General features: G+C 41.4%; 21 protein-coding genes. All 21 read left to right on the top strand.

The genetic code is table 11. From position 1 onward, the window contains the following. The first annotated feature begins 19 nt into the window (after window positions 1-19). Entirely contained in the window at window positions 20-382 is a 363-nt protein-coding gene (locus MKX62_RS00415; RefSeq protein WP_067211221.1) for a response regulator, read from the top strand. Window positions 383-389: 7 nt separating this feature from the next. Next, window positions 390-1,094, top strand: a complete 705-nt coding sequence (locus tag MKX62_RS00410; protein ID WP_340740402.1) for a flagellar biosynthetic protein FliO — start codon at window positions 390-392, stop codon at window positions 1,092-1,094. Further along, a complete protein-coding gene (gene fliP / locus MKX62_RS00405; protein ID WP_067211217.1) occupies window positions 1,087-1,752 on the top strand; it encodes a flagellar type III secretion system pore protein FliP in 666 nt (221 codons plus the stop codon). The genes MKX62_RS00410 and fliP overlap by 8 nt, the downstream gene beginning before the upstream one ends. A gap of 12 nt (window positions 1,753-1,764) precedes the next feature. Beyond that, complete coding sequence (fliQ, locus tag MKX62_RS00400; RefSeq protein ID WP_187045392.1) at window positions 1,765-2,034, top strand: flagellar biosynthesis protein FliQ; 270 nt, start codon at window positions 1,765-1,767, stop codon at window positions 2,032-2,034. A gap of 4 nt (window positions 2,035-2,038) precedes the next feature. Continuing rightward, window positions 2,039-2,815 carry a flagellar biosynthetic protein FliR gene (fliR, locus tag MKX62_RS00395; RefSeq protein ID WP_340740401.1) on the top strand — a complete coding sequence of 259 codons (777 nt, stop codon included), beginning with the start codon at window positions 2,039-2,041 and terminating at the stop codon, window positions 2,813-2,815. Window position 2,816: 1 nt separating this feature from the next. Further along, on the top strand, window positions 2,817-3,899 hold the full coding sequence (gene flhB / locus MKX62_RS00390) for a flagellar biosynthesis protein FlhB (protein WP_445683514.1): 1,083 nt from the start codon (window positions 2,817-2,819) through the stop codon (window positions 3,897-3,899). 25 nt (window positions 3,900-3,924) lie between these two features. Then, the gene (gene flhA, locus MKX62_RS00385) at window positions 3,925-5,955 is read left to right on the top strand and encodes a flagellar biosynthesis protein FlhA (protein WP_340740399.1); all 2,031 of its coding nucleotides are present in this window, start codon (window positions 3,925-3,927) and stop codon (window positions 5,953-5,955) included. Beyond that, window positions 5,955-7,067: a flagellar biosynthesis protein FlhF gene (flhF, locus tag MKX62_RS00380; RefSeq protein ID WP_340740398.1), complete on the top strand. Its 1,113-nt coding sequence runs from the start codon at window positions 5,955-5,957 to the stop codon at window positions 7,065-7,067. The genes flhA and flhF overlap by 1 nt, the downstream gene beginning before the upstream one ends. Next, complete coding sequence (locus MKX62_RS00375) at window positions 7,060-7,926, top strand: MinD/ParA family protein (RefSeq protein WP_340740397.1); 867 nt, start codon at window positions 7,060-7,062, stop codon at window positions 7,924-7,926. Before flhF ends, MKX62_RS00375 begins: the two co-directional genes overlap by 8 nt. Before the next feature lies 1 nt (window position 7,927). Continuing rightward, on the top strand, window positions 7,928-9,076 hold the full coding sequence (locus tag MKX62_RS00370) for a protein-glutamate methylesterase/protein-glutamine glutaminase (RefSeq protein ID WP_340740396.1): 1,149 nt from the start codon (window positions 7,928-7,930) through the stop codon (window positions 9,074-9,076). A 13-nt stretch (window positions 9,077-9,089) separates the two neighbouring features. Beyond that, a complete protein-coding gene (locus tag MKX62_RS00365; RefSeq protein ID WP_187045386.1) occupies window positions 9,090-11,129 on the top strand; it encodes a chemotaxis protein CheA in 2,040 nt (679 codons plus the stop codon). A gap of 15 nt (window positions 11,130-11,144) precedes the next feature. Beyond that, a complete protein-coding gene (locus MKX62_RS00360) occupies window positions 11,145-11,612 on the top strand; it encodes a chemotaxis protein CheW (RefSeq protein WP_187045385.1) in 468 nt (155 codons plus the stop codon). After that, window positions 11,602-12,234 carry a chemotaxis protein CheC gene (locus tag MKX62_RS00355; RefSeq protein ID WP_340740395.1) on the top strand — a complete coding sequence of 211 codons (633 nt, stop codon included), beginning with the start codon at window positions 11,602-11,604 and terminating at the stop codon, window positions 12,232-12,234. The genes MKX62_RS00360 and MKX62_RS00355 overlap by 11 nt, the downstream gene beginning before the upstream one ends. A gap of 1 nt (window position 12,235) precedes the next feature. After that, a complete protein-coding gene (locus MKX62_RS00350; RefSeq protein ID WP_187045383.1) occupies window positions 12,236-12,730 on the top strand; it encodes a chemotaxis protein CheD in 495 nt (164 codons plus the stop codon). Between the two features lie 131 nt (window positions 12,731-12,861). Then, window positions 12,862-13,644, top strand: a complete 783-nt coding sequence (locus MKX62_RS00345; RefSeq protein ID WP_340740394.1) for a FliA/WhiG family RNA polymerase sigma factor — start codon at window positions 12,862-12,864, stop codon at window positions 13,642-13,644. Continuing rightward, entirely contained in the window at window positions 13,641-13,946 is a 306-nt protein-coding gene (locus tag MKX62_RS00340) for a hypothetical protein (RefSeq protein WP_067211189.1), read from the top strand. The genes MKX62_RS00345 and MKX62_RS00340 overlap by 4 nt, the downstream gene beginning before the upstream one ends. A 5-nt stretch (window positions 13,947-13,951) precedes the next feature. Then, a complete protein-coding gene (locus MKX62_RS00335) occupies window positions 13,952-14,452 on the top strand; it encodes a DUF6115 domain-containing protein (RefSeq protein WP_340740393.1) in 501 nt (166 codons plus the stop codon). 244 nt (window positions 14,453-14,696) lie between these two features. Beyond that, window positions 14,697-15,422 carry a 30S ribosomal protein S2 gene (gene rpsB / locus MKX62_RS00330; RefSeq protein ID WP_067211184.1) on the top strand — a complete coding sequence of 242 codons (726 nt, stop codon included), beginning with the start codon at window positions 14,697-14,699 and terminating at the stop codon, window positions 15,420-15,422. An 86-nt stretch (window positions 15,423-15,508) separates the two neighbouring features. Beyond that, complete coding sequence (gene tsf / locus MKX62_RS00325; protein WP_067211181.1) at window positions 15,509-16,393, top strand: translation elongation factor Ts; 885 nt, start codon at window positions 15,509-15,511, stop codon at window positions 16,391-16,393. 261 nt (window positions 16,394-16,654) lie between these two features. Then, complete coding sequence (gene pyrH / locus MKX62_RS00320; protein ID WP_067211178.1) at window positions 16,655-17,380, top strand: UMP kinase; 726 nt, start codon at window positions 16,655-16,657, stop codon at window positions 17,378-17,380. Beyond that, window positions 17,380-17,937, top strand: a complete 558-nt coding sequence (gene frr / locus MKX62_RS00315) for a ribosome recycling factor (RefSeq protein ID WP_067211177.1) — start codon at window positions 17,380-17,382, stop codon at window positions 17,935-17,937. The genes pyrH and frr overlap by 1 nt, the downstream gene beginning before the upstream one ends. Window positions 17,938-18,027: the final 90 nt, after the last annotated feature.

The following is an 18,027-nucleotide window of genomic DNA, read 5'->3' as shown; positions in this document are numbered from 1 at the left end:
TTTAACGGGGGTAATGACAATGAGTAGACGTATATTAATAGTAGACGATGCAGCTTTCATGCGAATGATGATAAAAGATATTTTGACAAAGAACAATTTTGAAGTAGTTGGCGAAGCAGCAGATGGTGTACAAGCTATTGAAAAATATTTCGATTTAAAACCTGATCTTGTCACGATGGATATTACAATGCCTGAAATGGATGGCATCGCAGCTTTAAAAGCGATTAAAGAAAAAGACCCTGCGGCGAAGATCATCATGTGTTCAGCAATGGGGCAGCAGGCAATGGTAATCGATGCGATTCAAGCTGGTGCAAAAGACTTTATTGTCAAACCATTCCAGGCAGATCGTGTTGTTGAAGCAATCGAAAAAGCATTAGGATAATCGGGGGATGAAATCAACGAATGTACAAAAGTACTTGTCAGCTTTCATACTGATTATCTTTCTAGTAACCCAATTGCCGTACGCATCCGTTCATGCAGACACCGACGCTGATCCGAACAAACCGGTGTCAGATTTGTTTACCAAAGACCCGGAAAAGGATACCGATACTGATGAGGACACATTAACACCGCCCGCTGATGATCTTACTACGGACAAGGCGGACGTAGGTTCCTCCGCGGGGGACTACATAAAAACGTTATTCGCTTTAGTGTTCGTCCTTGGATTATTATTTGGTCTATTGAAGTTCGTTAATCGGAAAAATAAGCTCTACGATAAAAATCGACTTATGAAAAACATGGGTGGTATTTCGCTCGGACAGCATAAATCGATTCAACTGGTCGTCATAGGAGAATCCTATTACCTTATTGGGGTTGGAGACGATATCCGATTGTTAAAAGAAATTACGGATCTTGATGAAATTGACAAACTAGTAGAATTCTACGCGAGTGATAATAGTACGGAGATAGTATCCGGGATGCTCAATCGGATTCTTGCTAAGGTAACGGGTAAATCGAAAAGTGACTCGAATGTGAAAACGGAAGAGTCATCCGATTTCAGTACTGTTTTTCAAACAAGGCTTGAGGAGATGAAAGAAGAGAGAAAACGGCATATCAGCCGGTTGACAGAAAAGGAGCGCAACCGCGATGAATGATATTGCTCAGTTTTTTTCAGACAGTGATCCGTCAAATGTATCGACATCTATCAAAATGATGTTACTTCTGACTGTCTTGTCCTTAGCGCCAGCTATTCTAATTTTAATGACTTCTTTTGCAAGGATTGTCATCGTTCTGTCATTCGTTAGAACCGCACTTGCAACGCAACAAATGCCTCCAAACCAGGTAATTGTTGGACTAGCACTGTTTCTGACGTTTTTCATCATGGCTCCAACGTTTCAGCAAGTGAATGATCAGGCTCTTACTCCGCTATTTGCGGACGAGATTTCGCTTGAAGAAGCCTATGAAAAGGGAAGTATCCCACTCAAAGAATTTATGAGTAAGCATACTCGACAGAAGGATTTGGAGTTATTCCTTCGCTACAATAAAGCGGATCGACCTGAATCACTAGAAGACATCTCACTGACGATGTTAGTTCCCGCATTTGCTTTGAGTGAAATTAAAACCGCCTTCCAAATGGGTTTTATGATCTTCATACCATTTTTAGTTATCGATATGATTGTAGCGAGTATTCTTATGTCGATGGGGATGATGATGTTACCGCCAGTCATGATCTCGTTACCGTTTAAAATATTACTGTTCGTCCTTGTTGATGGATGGTATCTCATTATCAAATCATTGTTGCAAAGTTTTTAGGAGGGGTTTTGAATGACACAGGAATTAGTCATAGAGATAGCAGAGCGTGCAATCTGGGTCATTCTTTTGACTTCGGGCCCACTCCTTATCCTTGCACTTGTGACAGGGCTTTCCGTGAGTATTTTCCAGGCAACCACGCAGATTCAGGAACAGACACTAGCATTCGTGCCTAAAATTGTTTCTGTGTTAGTTGGGATTGTCATTTTCGGTCCATGGATGCTAGCAAGGGTTACAACGTTTGCAGCAGATATCTTTGAGAATCTTGGACGGTATATCGGGTGATTAAATGGAAGAACTAGTCCCTTCATTAGCTGCATACTTACTTATCTTGACTCGTGTCACTGCTTTTTTTGTTACATTACCACTATTTTCTTATCGTGCAATACCGACTACTCAGCGCATCATTTTTGGTGCCTTGCTTGCTTGGTCGATGGTCTATGCGGTCGACATGCCTGTGCTGGAGATTAATGGGGCGTATCTTTTATTAGTCGTGAAAGAGGCAATGACAGGATTATTCATTGGAATCATCGCGTTCATCGTCATGTCTGCCATTCAAATTGCTGGAGGTTTTATCGATTTTCAAATGGGGTTTGCGATTGCGAACGTTATTGATCCGCAAACTGGAGCGCAATCTCCGCTTCTTGGTCAATTTTTCAACTCGTTGGCCATCCTCTTATTACTGGCGTTAAACGGCCATCATATGCTCTTGGATGGAATTTATTATAGCTACCAATTCATACCAGCAGACCAACTATGGCCGGCTTTTGGTCAAGAGGGACTAGCCGATTTTGTCATTCGGACTTTTGCAACCTCGTTTGCAATCGCCTTCCAAATGTCAATTCCAATCGTTGCGACATTATTCCTCGTCGATTTAGCACTTGGGATCACTGCAAGAGCAGTGCCACAATTAAATATTTTCGTTGTAGGGTTCCCAATCAAGATTGGGGTTAGTTTTATCGTTCTGTTTATTATGATGGGTGTTATGGTCCAAATGATGAAGAAATTATTTGAAGTGATGATCATTAGCATGAGGGACTTGATGTTAATTCTTGGAGGTGGTTAGTATGATGTTGCGGCTTGATCTGCAATTCTTCGCAGGGGAAAAGACCGAAAAAGCCACTCCGAAAAAACGTCAAGATTCTCGAAAAAAAGGTCAGGTTTTAAAAAGTCAGGACGTTACAAGTGCAATCCTGCTACTTTCCGTGTTCCTATTCCTGTTTTTTGCTGCAGGATTTATGAGGGATCGCTTTTTCGTGTTTTTCCATCAAGCATTCACTGAATATATACCTATATCCAATCTAGATGAGGACCAGGCAATGCTCATTTATGGAGATGTCTTAATTCAAATGGCATTTCTTCTATTGCCTGTCATGCTTGTAGCGGTTGTTGCAGGAGTGGCTGGGAATCTATTTCAATTCGGTTTGCTTCTTACTGCTGAACCATTGAAAATGGATTTGAAGAAAATAGATCCAATCAAAGGGCTTAAGCGGATTTTTTCCATCCGTGCCATTGTAGAATTAATGAAGTCTGTACTGAAAATTTCATTTATCGGAACAACTACAACACTTATCCTCATGTCGAATATTGATAAAGTACTAGGACTGGCATTTAAAAGCCCCTGGGATATATTAACGACGGTCGGGCAACTTGCCGCATTGATGGGAATAACGGCAGCATTTGTATTGTTATTCATTTCAATTCTAGACTTTATGTATCAAAAATATGACTATGAAAAAAATCTTCGGATGTCCAAACAGGATATTAAGGATGAATATAAAAACTCCGAAGGGGATCCGCTTATAAAATCCAAAATTAAGCAGCGCCAACGTGAAATGGCTATGCGACGCATGATGCAGGAAGTGCCCAATGCAGATGTCGTGATCACGAACCCGACCCACTATGCGATTGCACTGAAGTATAAGGACGGGGATATGGATGCGCCCATCGTTGTCGCAAAAGGTGTCGATTTTGTTGCTCAAAAGATTAAATTGATTGCCGCTGAAAACAACATTGTCATGGTAGAAAACCGGCCACTCGCCAGAGCACTCTATGACGATGTTGAAATTGGAGGAAGGATTCCTGAAGAGTTCTTCAAAGCAATAGCTGAAATACTTGCGTATGTATACAGAATTCAACGTAAAATTTGATTAAATATAAGAGAGTAGGGATGACATGCAATTCAGAGATATAGGAGTACTCGCGGCGGTAATCATGATCGTTGCGATGCTTGTCATCCCGCTTCCACCATGGCTTTTAAGTTTCTTGATAATTATAAATATTACACTTGGACTTTTAGTTCTTTTAACAGCCATGAACATGCAGGAAGCGTTACAGTTTTCAATTTTTCCTACCTTATTACTTTTGCTTACACTTTTCCGTTTGGGTCTTAACGTTTCAACGACTCGGGCAATCTTGTCAAACGGAGATGCGGGTGGAGTTGTTGAAACGTTCGGTACTTTTGTTACGGGAGGAAATATCGTCGTAGGTCTCGTTATCTTCGTCATCCTTGTCATTATTCAGTTTATCGTCATTACAAAAGGTGCGGAAAGGGTTTCTGAAGTAGCTGCCCGATTTACGCTCGATGCAATGCCAGGGAAACAGATGAGTATCGATGCTGACTTGAACGCCGGTATGATTTCTGAAACAGAAGCACGAACGAGACGTGAAAAAGTAAGTAATGAAGCCGACTTTTATGGAGCAATGGATGGGGCAACAAAGTTCGTTAAAGGAGATGCAATTGCCGGTATTATTATCGTTATTATCAACTTGCTTGTTGGTATGATAATTGGGGTAGCTCAAATGGGTCTGCCATTCGCAGAAGCTGCTATTCTCTTCTCACAATTGACGGTCGGTGATGGTATCGTTTCGCAAATACCAGCCCTTCTTATCTCAACTGCAACAGGTATAGTTGTTACTCGTGCCGCGTCTAAAGGGAATCTTGGTTCTGATATAACAAACCAGCTTCTTGGACAACCTAAACTTCTTTACGTCGCAGCTGTATCAGTGCTATTACTAGGTCTTGCTACACCAATTAATGACATATTTACACTTCCAATCGCGATTACACTTGCAGTAGCCGCCTATATAATGTCTAACAAGGTCGAAGAAGATCCTAAGGAATTATTGGAGATGGAAGAAGATCTTGAAACGGAAGGTCTAAAAAGTCCAGAAAATATTGTCAATCTGTTAAATGTAGATCCAATCGAATTCGAGTTTGGCTATGGGCTTATTCCGCTCGTTGACGCGACGCAGGGGGGAGATTTACTCGATCGTGTTGTTATGATTCGTAGACAGTTGGCAATTGAGCTGGGTCTCGTTATTCCGGTTGTTCGTATTAGGGATAACATCCAGTTACAACCAAATGAGTATAGAATTAAGATTAAGGGAAGTGAATTAGCAAGAGGGGAATTACTTCTTGATCATTACCTAGCAATGAGTCCGGGCGGGGACGATTCGATTGAAGGGATTGATACAATCGAGCCATCATTCGGTCTTCCAGCTAAATGGATAACGGAAGACGTCAAAGAAGATGCAGAGATTCTCGGATATACGGTTGTTGACCCGCCGAGTGTTGTTTCGACGCATCTGACAGAAGTGATTCGTGCGAATGCTGCAGATTTGATTGGCCGTCAAGAAACAAAACAACTGGTCGATCATGTGCGTGAAACATTCCCGATTCTTGTCGACGAGCTCACGCCTACACCGTTATCGATTGGTGAAATTCAAAAAGTACTTGCGAAGTTGCTGAACGAGCATGTTTCGGTACGGAACTTGCCAATCATCTTTGAAACACTTGCGGATTATTCGAAATATACATCAGATGTCGACGTTTTAACAGAGTATGCTAGACAGGCCCTTGCAAGGCAAATTACAAATCAGTATGCATCTGCTGGTCAATCGCTTAAAGTGTTAACCGTCTCTGGCAAAGTTGAGAAAATGATTGCGGATAGTATCCAACAAACGGAACAAGGCAATTATTTATCCCTTGACCCGCAACATTCCCAGGAAATTCTCGAGTCGATTGCAGGGGAAGTAGAACGTGTCGCATTGATGGACCAATCACCGGTTGTCCTATGTACGCCTGCAATCCGTATGTATTTGAGACAAATAACGGAACGATACTTCCCTCAAATTCCAGTATTATCTTACAATGAACTTGAGGCTTCAATTGAAGTCCAAAGTGTTGGGGTGGTGGATATCTGATGAAAATGAAAAAATATACAGCGGAAACAATGGTAGAAGCCATGAAAAAAGTTCGTATGGACTTTGGTGATGATGCGCTCATCCTTAGTTCAACTGTTGTTAAATCAAAAGGGTTCCTAGGTTTATATAAAAAGAAATCTGTAGAAGTTGTTGCGGGTTTTGATGAGCCGGTTTCGAAAATAGAAGAAATAGCTTCTTCAATTATTTCTTCACGCCCGGTACAAGAAGACGATACATCTATAGAACTAAAAAAAGAAATGAACGAAATGAAAAAAATGTTGAAAGATATGCAACAAGCAGCTACTCATTCTCGTTTCCCTGATGACGTGAAACCGCTACTTGCCCATCTTGAAAAACAGGGTCTGTCCGTAAATTTCATCACTGAGTTAGGGGAGAATCTTTACGACAGGATGAAAGCGGAGAAAAAAGATTTCACAAACGAAGAGCAACTTCTTATTGTGAAACAATTTCTTGAACGAGAAATCGGAGATTTGCCGTTTGGGGGCATTTCTTTCAATAAAAAATTCATAAATGTTCTTGGACCAACAGGAGTTGGAAAGACCACAACTATTGCCAAAATTGCTGCACGGGCGCTTCTTGAAAAAAAGAAGAAAATCGGTTTTATCACAACTGATACGTATCGAATAGCAGCTATTGAACAACTTCGTACATATGCGAACTTGTTGCAAGCTCCTGTGGAAATTGCATATAACAGCAAGGATTTCGAACAAGCAATCGAGAGACTGGCTGACCGTGATTTGATATTTATTGATACGGCAGGTCGAAATTATAAAGAAGCTAAGTTTGTAGAAGATTTGACGCTTCTAATCGATTTTTCACTAGATATGGAATCATATCTAGTTCTCTCAATGACGTCTAAAGAAGAAGACATGCGGGTAATCATTGAACAGTTCAAATCATTTTCAGTTGAAAAGTTCATATTCACAAAAATGGATGAGACCGGATCAATTGGTCCAATGTTTAATCTGATGAAGGACTATGGTATCGGAACTGCGTATTACACGGATGGTCAGGAAGTCCCGGAAGATATTACTGAGGCAGATAGCATGAAACTGATTTCCTTGTTAGTAAAGGGTGCTTATGATGCGTGATCAGGCGGAAACACTTAGGCTCAAGATGCTGAAGTCCCAAGGTAAACTGTCAAAATCAATTGCCATTGTCAGTGGTAAAGGCGGTGTTGGGAAATCGAATTTCTCAACAAATTTCGCCCACGCCCTATTAGCTAAAGGTAAGAAAGTAATTATCATTGATATGGACATTGGAATGGGCAACATCCACATTCTTCTTGGTATGGCCCCGCGGAATAGTTTGACAGACTATTTACTTAATAAAAAAGAAATTGATGAAGTGGTAAATGAAGCACCTGGAGGTTTGTCGTTCATTTCTGGGGGTTCTGGGCTGGATATGGTGATAGAATGGTCGGCAGCTATGTTCGATAGGCTAATCCAAGCGTTCGAATATTTACAACAAGGATATGATTTCATCTTGTTTGATATGGGAGCGGGGGCAACGCAACGTTCAATCGAATTGATTGTTGCTGTCGATGAAATTATTGTCATTTCGACAACTGAACCAACATCCATCACTGACGCCTACTCCATGATGAAATTCATTTGCCTGCAAGACCCGGAAAAGGTATTCAGTATTGTCAGTAACCGTGTTTCAAAGGGTGATGATGGCAATGATGCTGTAACGAGACTTCAATATGCTATGCGTAAGTTCCTAGGGAAAGAGACTAAGATTCTTGGCTTCCTGCCTGAAGATTCAGTAGTTCACAAGGCAGTGCTTGCACAGGAGCCATTTATACTACTATATCCAAAGGCACCTATATCCAAAAGAATGATGGCAATTGCAGAGACGTTTGTCAGTCCAAGTTCTGAAGAAGAGTTCAATCAAGGAGAAGGATTCCTAAGCAAGATGAGGAGTATATTCGCGAAAGGGCGTGGATGATTTGAATACAGGCAATCGCAAGAAAGCGCTTGTTGTGGATGATTCGGCATTTATGCGTAAGCTCATATCCGATTTCCTATCGGGCCATCCCGAAATTGAAGTAGTTGGTACTGCACGTAATGGTAAAGAGGCTGTCGAAAAGGTGAAAAGTTTGAAACCAGACGTTGTGACCTTGGATGTAGAAATGCCAATTATGGATGGTCTCGAAGCGTTAAAAGAAATTATGTCGAGCCATCCAGTGCCGATTGTCATGTTGTCAAGCACAACGAAAACTGGAGCAGAAAATACGATGCTCGCTATGGAATATGGTGCAGTTGACTTCGTCGCGAAGCCGGGTGGGGCAATATCCTTGAATCTCCACGAGGTAAAGGAGGAGATTCTAGGGAAAGTTATTGCCGCTTCAGGGGTACAGCTGTCTACGTTGACAAGAAAGATTACGGGCCGACGTTTTACGCAGCCAATTATTTCAAAATCAACCACTAAATCGGTTGATAAAGCCGTTGAAATACCTACCTTTATTCCTAATCGGAGTCAGTTAACGAATGTGTCTCAAAATAAGATTCCCAAAACAGGTAAAACATTTGTTATAATAGGCACATCGACAGGGGGACCTAGGGCACTGCAGGAAGTGCTGACGGGTATACCCGCATTAATCGGTGTTCCAATTCTGGTTGTTCAACATATGCCTCCAGGTTTTACAAAATCCCTTGCAGATAGACTGGACGGTCTTTGTGATATTCATGTAAAAGAAGCAGAAGATGGCGAGTTGCTTGAAAATGGTACTGCCTATATTGCACCGGGCGGCAAACATCTTAAAATGATGAAAAAGGGCATGTACTACTATGTCCGTCTAGACGCTGTGGATCCCCCACGTGCGGGACATCGCCCATCCGTTGATGTTCTGCTGGAGTCAGCTGCCGAGAATACGGAGTTGAACTTTTTGACTGTTATCATGACAGGCATGGGGTATGACGGGAAAAATGGTATGGAAGTGCTACGGAAAAATGGTAAAACAATTACTATTGCAGAATCGGCAAAGACATCAGTCGTATATGGCATGCCAAAAGCAATAAAAGAAGCTGGTTTTGCCGATGAGATCGTTGACTTACACGATATTTCAGAATCGATTATTGGCATTATAAAGTCTTGAAGGAGGCGTCACGATGGATACAAATCAATACTTGGAAATGTTTATAGATGAGAGCAAGGAGCATCTACAAGCGTGCAACGAACATCTGTTGGAACTCGAGAAAAACCCGCTAGATCTTGCCATTGTAAATGAAGTATTCCGGTCCGCTCATACGTTGAAAGGGATGTCGGCAACAATGGGGTATGAAGACATCGCCGATCTTACACATATGATGGAAAATGTATTGGATGCAATCCGTAATTCGAAAATTCGTGTTACAGCTGAAATTTTGGATGTCGTTTTTCAAGCTGTCGATTACCTTGAAGAGATGGTGATGGATATCGCCTCAGGTGGAACAGGTAAAAAAGATGTAACCAAACTTGTAGAGTCATTGAACAGGATTGAAGTTGGTGGGGCGGTGGTAGCTGAAACTGCAGCAGCTGTTGTACTAGAAGATAAAGTAAGCCATGAAGATTCACTTCGTTATGATGGGTACGAAATGACTGTCCTTAGTCAATCATTTGAGCAAGGCTTTAGCGCATTTGAAATTAATGTGAAACTACGAGACGATTGTTTATTGAAAGCAGCAAGGGTGTATATGGTATTTGAAATACTGGAAAAATCCGGCGAAATCATTAAAACTGAGCCGAAAGTAGAACGGCTTGAAAATGAAGACTTTAACGAAACGTTTACAGTGGCGCTTATTACAAAAGAAGATGCGGATGTCTTGAAAGCCAAAGTATTGAAAGTGTCCGAAATTGAAAGCGTGTCTGTCATACCTGTTACAACTGATTACTTGAAACGTGATAACGATGACGCGTCTGCTAAAGAGACAGAATCGATTACGCCTACTATTATCGATGCAGATGCTAAAAACGGTTCAACTGAGCAAAAAGGAAAACGGAACTCAGGTGTACAATCCGGTAATAAAACAATTCGTGTGAATATTGATAGACTTGATGTTCTCATGAATCTGTTTGAAGAGCTGATTATTGATCGGGGGAGACTTCAATCAATCGCAAGTGAAATCCATAACCCAGAATTGAATGAAACGGTCGAGCGGATTACGCGTGTATCTGGTGATTTGCAAAGCATCATCTTGAACATGCGCATGATACCAGTTGAAACAGTATTCAATCGTTTCCCTAAAATGGTTAGGCAGTTGGCACGTGATCTTAACAAGAAAGTTGAACTCGAAATCATTGGAGCTGAAACTGAACTTGATCGAACAGTTATTGACGAAATCGGGGATCCTCTTGTTCACTTGATTCGTAATGCACTGGATCACGGTATCGAAAGTCCAGCTGAGCGTGTTGCCAAAGGGAAGCCAGAAGAAGGTACTGTAACTTTACGTGCCTATCATTCGGGTAATCATGTATTTATAGAGCTTGAAGACGATGGAGCCGGTGTTAATCGTGAACGTGTCCTTGCAAAAGCAATTAAAAGTGGCATTGTTACAAAAGAAACAGCTGCAACACTGACGGACCGTCAAGTAGCTGAACTCATTCTGGCATCTGGCTTCTCGACAGCTGAAAAAATTTCGGATGTATCTGGGCGTGGCGTAGGGTTAGATGTCGTGAAAAATACCATCGAATCACTCGGCGGGTTTATGTCAATCGAATCAAAAGAAGGACAAGGTTCCTTATTCCAAGTCCAACTTCCATTAACTCTATCGATCATTTCTGTTATGCTAGTAGAATTGAAAAAAGAAGTGTTTGCGATACCGTTGTCATCAATCATTGAGACGGCTATCATTCAGACTTCTGAAATTATGAATGCACATAACCAACAAGTTATCGATTTCCGTGGCAATATCATACCACTATTAAATTTGACGGAAATTTTCGAAATACCAGAACAAAATAGTGAATCGGATGGCTATCAGTCTGTAGTCATTGTCCGTAAAGGCGAAAGATTAGCGGGACTGGTTGTCGATTCATTCATCGGGCAACAGGAAATTGTGTTGAAGTCGCTTGGTAATTATTTGCAAAGTGTATTCGCGATATCCGGTGCAACGATTCTTGGAAATGGACAAGTTGCACTCATTGTCGATTGCAACGCATTGATTAAATAAGCGGGGGTGAAAAATATGACTGACAAACTCAATCAAAAAGAAATGAAAGTAATTGTTTTTCAATTGTTGGATATGGAATATGCCATCGGTGTTGATATCGTTCAGTCAATCGAAAAAGTGCTTTCGATTACTCGGGTTCCCAAAACGCCAGCCTATGTTAAGGGAGTTATTAACCTTAGAGGGATCGTTACTCCAATTGTCGACTTGCGTGAGCGGTTTGGCCTCACTTCAAAAGAGATGGATGACAGTACAAGAATAATTATTGTCACACTAGACGAATATGATGTAGGGCTGATTGTAGATGCTGCGAATGATGTACTCGACATTCCAGTAAATGCAATCGAGCCACAACCGGAAGTCGTCGGTTCCATCGAATCAGACTTCATCTCTGGTGTCGCTAAAGTGGATAAACATCTTCTTGTTATGCTAAATCTAGATAAAGTTCTCGAGCCCGTGAAGCGGGTGATATCAGATGAACTCTGACAACGCGATTACGGACATGCATCTTGATGTATTAAAAGAAGTGGGGAATATTGGAGCTGCGCATGCGGCGACTTCATTGTCACAACTGCTTAATCGTAAAATCGATATGCATGTTCCAAGTGTCAAACTAGTATCATTCGATGAGATGTTTGACCTTGCTGGTGGTGCCGAAAAAATAGTTGCTGGAATCTTCCTTCGCATTGAGGGGGATTTGTCCGGCAGTATGTTTTTCGTTCTTCCTGTGGAATCAGCAAATCACTTCATTAGAAGATTGATTGGGGACGAGACATTCGATTTTTCCTCTCCTAATCTACCTGAAATAGGAGTATCTGCGATGCAGGAACTAGGCAATATTCTTTCGGGTTCTTACTTGTCCGCTCTGTCCGATTTTACAGGCTTGAAAATTTATCCTACAGTACCTTCGTTAAGTGTCGACATGGTTGGTGCAATCGTCAGTTTCGGACTGATTGAAGTATCTCATTATAGCGATGAAGTCATCGTTATTGACACGCAGATTCGTGAGGAAAGTGAGGAAGGAATTTCAAGTGTAGACGGTCACTTTTTCCTGCTTCCGGACCCTTCATCCTACGTTACAATTTTCCGTTCACTAGGTGTAATGTGAGATGGTGATTTTGAGTGAGGTAATTCGGGTAGGAATTGCGGATATGAATATCGTCAAAGAGCCGATGACAATTAGAACTTCAGGTCTGGGTTCATGTGTCGGAATTGTGCTCTACGATGAGCGTAAAAAGATTGCGGGAATGGTACATATCATGCTTCCGGATTCCAGTCTTGGTAAATCGGATCGCATTAATGTCGCTAAGTTTGCGGATACCGGTATTTACGCGTTGATGGAATTGCTCAAGGCGGAAGGTGTCAGACCGATGGCTTTGAAGGCGAAAATTGCGGGTGGTTCACAAATGTTTCAATTCGGTTCAAGCGACACGATTCGCATTGGTCCGCGAAATGTTGAAGCCGTTAAACAAGAATTGAAACGATTGTCTATCCCAATTATTGCTGAAGACACAGGTGGCTCGAGCGGCCGTACAATTGAATTTAATCCTACAGAATCTATACTGAACATCCGTACAGTAAACTTAGGGACAAAAGAAATCTGAAAAAAGAGCGGATGAATTCGTTCACTGGACAATTAAGTACGGCGGCTGGTCAGTTCAGTCGCCTTTTTTCGTGTTTCTTTGCTATAATATTAGTAACTATGACGGAATCACCATTGAAAGTGAGGGATTCGATGTCGAAACAGGATTTGATGGAGGAAGCCGTATGTTGGGACCTGTGGATTCGTAATCGTGATCCCGAAGCAGGAGACATACTTGTCCGTAAGTACACGCCGCTTGTCAGCTATCATGTGCAACGAATTAGCTCTGGACTGCCACGTAACGTTTCGCGTGATGACATAATGAGTCTAGGACTTCACGGTCTATTTGACGCCTTAACGAAATTCGATCCAAGTAGGGATTTGAAATTTGATACGTATGCATCTTTTCGTATCCGTGGAACCATTATCGATGGCTTGCGGAAAGAAGATTGGTTACCGCGTTCTTCTAGGGAGAAATCCAAAAAACAAGAAGAAGAAATTATGAAGCTTGAGCAGAAGTTGCAACGTCATGCTGCACCAGAAGAAATTGCTGAGCACATGGGAATAAGTGTAGATCAGGTATATCAGACTGTCCATGAACATTATTTTTCAAACGTCCTTTCTATTGATGAGAAAGTCAATGACGATGACGATGAAGGACAAAAGTCGTTTATCATAAAGGATGAAGGTACAAAGACTCCTGAGCAGAAGACTATGATGACTGAATTGATTGGTGACTTGATTACTAAAATCAATGAACTAAATAAAAATGAACAGCTTGTATTGAGCTTTTTTTATACAGAAGAAATGACTCTTACAGAAATCGGTGAGATTTTAGGTTTATCTACGTCGCGGATTTCTCAAATTCACTCGAAAGCGCTATTCAAACTTCGCAAACTATTAGCAACTGAAATTGTTGATGGAGGGATCTTATGAGTTTGAAGGGGATTGAACTGCAAATTGCGATACCCAAGACCTTCGATGCGGGAAAAATCGCAGAACAAAAGCACCAACAAACCCAATTAAACTTAGATCATGCCAATTCACTTATGGAACGGCAAGCGTTAAAAGGTAAAGAAACTGTCTTGGAATCGGAAGAGGCAGCGAAGGCGGCGGCAGACGGACATCGACAGGAACATGATCAAGGAGAGTTACAAAACGGAGACCACCAACAAAATGAAGAGGAAAAGAAGACGATACACCCCTATAAAGGTGCGTTTGTTGACTTTACAGGCTAATGACGATGATAACGATTTTTTTAGTGTTTCTATTCATCATACAAATAATAAGTTTTTACTTCCTAGCTTTGCTTTACACTAAAGTTACGAAGTTTGATGATCTCGAAAAAAAACAGCGCAAGCTTATGACTGAAATGGATAATTCGATTGTCGCATACTTGTCGGAGTTGAAAGACGAGAATGAGCGCTTAATTGAACAGCTTACAGTCCATGCTCAACAACCTGATTTCAAAAAAACAACTGTAAGTGCTTCACAAGAACCTGCGGCTTCTGAAGAAGTTCGGCCCGTAATACGTGCCAGCATACCTAAAATGCCAGTTAATCTTGCTCTCAAGTCTTATAAGGCAGCAGGACAGGCCACTGAGGAGTCTAAGGCGCCAGTTGAAGCCGTGGATGCAAGAACACAGGTAATTAGACTGTACGACGCGGGGCAGTCCATAGAAGAAATTGCTAAGCAACTAGGCAAAGGGCGTACAGAGATAGAGTTAATCTTGAAATTCAGATGAAGTATATATGTTAAACAAATGAATACCTATATAAACTAAACGAAGGTGCCTTACAAGGGCAGTCGACGTGAATTTAATAGGATTCTTCAATATAAACTATGAAGGTTGCAATAAAGATAATCATATGGTATATTATCGAATGGTAATACTACACACGTGGACGGACGTCAGGAATGGTGCCGAGAGGTCGTTTTGGCGGATGAGGTGCACGGAGGGAATTAAACCAAAACAGGAGGAATACAAAATGTCAGTTATCTCAATGAAACAACTGCTTGAAGCCGGAGTACACTTCGGTCACCAAACACGCCGCTGGAACCCGAAAATGAAGAAATTCATCTTCGTGGAACGTAACGGAATCTACATCATCGATCTACAAAAAACGGTGAAAAAACTTGAAGAAGCTTACGCATTCATGCGTCAAGTTGGTGCTGATGGCGGTAAAGTTCTATTCGTCGGTACTAAAAAACAAGCACAAGATGCAATTAAAGAAGAAGCTGAACGCGCTGGAATGTATTATATTAACCAACGCTGGCTTGGTGGAACACTTACAAACTTTGGCACAATCCAAAAACGTGTTGCACGTATGAAACAAATCGAGAAAATGGAAGAAGACGGTACATTTGACGTACTTCCTAAAAAAGAAGTTGGACAACTTAAGAAACAACACGAACGTCTTGTGAAATTCCTTGGCGGAATCCGTGATATGAAAGCAATTCCGGATGTTATGTTCGTTGTTGACCCACGCAAAGAACGCATCGCGGTTGCTGAAGCAATCAAATTGAACATTCCACTAGTTGGAATCGTTGACACGAACTGTGATCCAGACGAAATTGACTACATCATTCCTGCGAATGATGATGCAATTCGCGCAGTACGTCTATTGACTAGCAAAATGGCTGATGCTTTGCTTGAATCAAGACAAGGCGAAGACGAAGAAGCGACTCAAGAAGAAACTGTAGCTGCAGAGTAAATCCAGTAAATGAAAAGACGATAAGCGGCTTATACCCTTATCGTCTTTTTTCGGAATTGATGGCATAAATAGGAGGAATGGAAAAAATGAAAATTACAGCGCAAATGGTTAAGGAATTACGGGAAAAAACAGGTACAGGTATGATGGACTGTAAAAAAGCGTTAACAGAAACAAACGGTGACATGGAAGCGGCAATTGATTTCCTACGTGAAAAAGGTCTTTCTAGTTCTGCTAAGAAAGCGGATCGTATTGCTGCAGACGGTACAACGTATATTCATGTTGACGGTAACGAAGCAATTATTCTTGAAGTGAACGCAGAAACTGATTTCGTAGCTAAAAATGAAGGTTTCCAAACACTTGTAAACGATCTTGCTGTACACCTTCTTGCTACAAAGCCTGCTACAGTCGAAGAGGCAGTTGCATCTACATTGCCAAACGGATTGTCAGTAGCGGATCATATTTCAAACACTGTTGCTAAAATTGGTGAGAAAATTACACTTCGTCGTTATGAAATTCGTACGAAAACAGATAACGATGCTTTCGGACCGTATTTGCACATGGGTGGACGAATCAGTGTTCTTACTATTGTTGAAGGTTCAACAGATTCAGATGCAGCAAAAGACGTTGCAATGCACATTGCAGCATTGAATCCGAAATACGTTTCACGTGACCAAGTTTCTGCTGAAGAAGTTGAGCACGAACGTAAAATCCTTACAGAACAAGCGCTTAACGAAGGTAAACCAGAAAACATCGTTGCGAAAATGGTTGAAGGCCGTATCGGTAAATACTTCGAAGATATTTGTGTACTTGATCAGGCATTTGTTAAAAATTCCGATCAAAAAGTTGGCGATTTCGTGAAATCAACTGGCGGTACATTGAAAGAATTTATCCGTTATGCAGTTGGTGAAGGTATTGAAAAACCTGAAGATAACTTCGCAGATGAAGTTATGAGCCAAGTTAAAGGTAACTGAGCCGTTATAGACTAACAAATGGGGAACACATGCGTGTGTTCCCCATTTTTCAAGAGCTAAGAAAGTATAAGTTTTTCAACATGGAACAGTGTCTAGCTCCAGGCGCCTAGGAGATTGGGGCATAAGCCAGTCCGGCTATGTGTGCAAAGAACGCCACTTCACCGGCCCATCTTATGCATGTCGTGGGCCTCTACAGGCTGCGTTCATTTATAATAGGCGCTTGTGCTTTTCTTAAGAAAAAAGAATAGATGGAGGATACAAATGAGCAATCCAAAATATAAACGTATCGTCTTGAAATTAAGCGGAGAAGCACTTGCTGGTGATCAAGGTTTCGGTCTATCGCCAGAAGTTATTAAAAACGTTGCAATACAAGTGAAAGAAGTTGTTGACCTAGATGTCGAAGTTGCCGTTGTTGTCGGAGGCGGAAATATTTGGCGCGGTAAAGTTGGCAGTGAAATGGGAATGGATCGTGCGACAGCAGATTACATGGGCATGCTCGCTACGGTTATGAATTCCCTTGCTCTACAAGATTCCCTTGAGAAAATTGGCGTTGAAACTCGTGTCTCTTCATCAATTGAAATGAGACAAGTTGCGGAACCATACATACGCCGCAAAGCAATCCGTCATCTTGAAAAGAAACGTGTCGTCATTTTTGCAGCAGGTACGGGGAATCCGTATTTCTCAACTGATACGACAGCAGCGCTCCGCGCAGCTGAAATTGAAGCGGACGTCATTCTTATGGCGAAAAACAATGTGGACGGCGTTTATTCAGCTGACCCGGCTAAAGATAAGAATGCAGTTAAATACTTAGAACTATCGTTTTTGGATGTCATTAACCAAGGGCTTGAAGTAATGGATTCAACGGCTTCGACTCTATGTATGGACAACGATATCCCACTCGTAGTATTCTCTATTATGGAAAATGGAAATATTAAGAGAGCCGTCCTAGGTGAATCGATCGGGACGGTCGTCAGGAGGAATTTATAATGGCTAACGAAGTAATGGATCAAGCGAAAGATCGTATGGAAAAAGCAATTGGTGGATATACGAGAGAACTAGCTTCTATTCGTGCAGGACGTGCAAGTGCTGCAATGCTGGACAGATTAACTGTTGAGTATTACGGTGCTCCTACTCCAATATCACAGATGGCTGGTATTTCAGTACCTGAGGCACGTCTGCTTGTCATTCAACCCTATGACAAGACAATACTTGCTGATATTGAAAAGGCAATCATGAAATCGGATATCGGAATTACACCTTCTAATGATGGTAGCGTTATCCGCCTTGCTGTTCCAGCATTGACAGAAGATCGCCGAAAAGAACTTGTGAAATCTGTGAAAAAAGAAGCAGAGGAAGCAAAAATAGCGATACGTAATGTTCGTCGTGATGCGAATGAAGATTTCAAGAAACTTGAAAAAAGTAGTTCAATTACTGAGGATGAACTACACCGTTATGGTGAAGAAATCCAAAAGTTGACGGATTCACAAATCGTGAGAATCGATGAAATTGCAAAAGATAAAGAAAACGAAATCATGGAAATCTGATAGAAGAACTTTCTATATTCCGAGACGTCCTAATTTCAGGACGTCTTTTTCTTTGCTTAGGAAATTATAAAGCTCTTGGCCTGTGGATAA

The sequence above is a fragment of the Sporosarcina sp. FSL K6-5500 genome (assembly GCF_038005665.1).
Lineage (GTDB): Bacteria > Bacillota > Bacilli > Bacillales_A > Planococcaceae > Sporosarcina > Sporosarcina psychrophila.
This window is presented reverse-complemented; position numbering and strand designations above follow the sequence as displayed.

Bases quoted from the DNA above. Each gene is read 5' to 3' on its own strand.
- MKX62_RS00410 (WP_340740402.1), top strand. From the start codon at position 390: ATGAAATCAACGAATGTACAAAAGTACTTGTCAGCTTTCATACTGATT.
- MKX62_RS00350 (WP_187045383.1), top strand. From the start codon at position 12,236: ATGGTGATTTTGAGTGAGGTAATTCGGGTAGGAATTGCGGATATGAAT.
- frr (WP_067211177.1), top strand. From the start codon at position 17,380: ATGGCTAACGAAGTAATGGATCAAGCGAAAGATCGTATGGAAAAAGCA.
- pyrH (WP_067211178.1), top strand. From the start codon at position 16,655: ATGAGCAATCCAAAATATAAACGTATCGTCTTGAAATTAAGCGGAGAA.
- MKX62_RS00415 (WP_067211221.1), top strand. From the start codon at position 20: ATGAGTAGACGTATATTAATAGTAGACGATGCAGCTTTCATGCGAATG.
- rpsB (WP_067211184.1), top strand. From the start codon at position 14,697: ATGTCAGTTATCTCAATGAAACAACTGCTTGAAGCCGGAGTACACTTC.
- tsf (WP_067211181.1), top strand. From the start codon at position 15,509: ATGAAAATTACAGCGCAAATGGTTAAGGAATTACGGGAAAAAACAGGT.
- flhA (WP_340740399.1), top strand. From the start codon at position 3,925: ATGCAATTCAGAGATATAGGAGTACTCGCGGCGGTAATCATGATCGTT.
- flhB (WP_445683514.1), top strand. From the start codon at position 2,817: ATGATGTTGCGGCTTGATCTGCAATTCTTCGCAGGGGAAAAGACCGAA.
- fliR (WP_340740401.1), top strand. From the start codon at position 2,039: ATGGAAGAACTAGTCCCTTCATTAGCTGCATACTTACTTATCTTGACT.
- MKX62_RS00365 (WP_187045386.1), top strand. From the start codon at position 9,090: ATGGATACAAATCAATACTTGGAAATGTTTATAGATGAGAGCAAGGAG.
- flhF (WP_340740398.1), top strand. From the start codon at position 5,955: ATGAAAATGAAAAAATATACAGCGGAAACAATGGTAGAAGCCATGAAA.
- MKX62_RS00335 (WP_340740393.1), top strand. From the start codon at position 13,952: ATGATAACGATTTTTTTAGTGTTTCTATTCATCATACAAATAATAAGT.
- MKX62_RS00340 (WP_067211189.1), top strand. From the start codon at position 13,641: ATGAGTTTGAAGGGGATTGAACTGCAAATTGCGATACCCAAGACCTTC.
- MKX62_RS00355 (WP_340740395.1), top strand. From the start codon at position 11,602: ATGAACTCTGACAACGCGATTACGGACATGCATCTTGATGTATTAAAA.
- MKX62_RS00360 (WP_187045385.1), top strand. From the start codon at position 11,145: ATGACTGACAAACTCAATCAAAAAGAAATGAAAGTAATTGTTTTTCAA.
- fliQ (WP_187045392.1), top strand. From the start codon at position 1,765: ATGACACAGGAATTAGTCATAGAGATAGCAGAGCGTGCAATCTGGGTC.
- fliP (WP_067211217.1), top strand. From the start codon at position 1,087: ATGAATGATATTGCTCAGTTTTTTTCAGACAGTGATCCGTCAAATGTA.
- MKX62_RS00345 (WP_340740394.1), top strand. From the start codon at position 12,862: ATGTCGAAACAGGATTTGATGGAGGAAGCCGTATGTTGGGACCTGTGG.
- MKX62_RS00375 (WP_340740397.1), top strand. From the start codon at position 7,060: ATGCGTGATCAGGCGGAAACACTTAGGCTCAAGATGCTGAAGTCCCAA.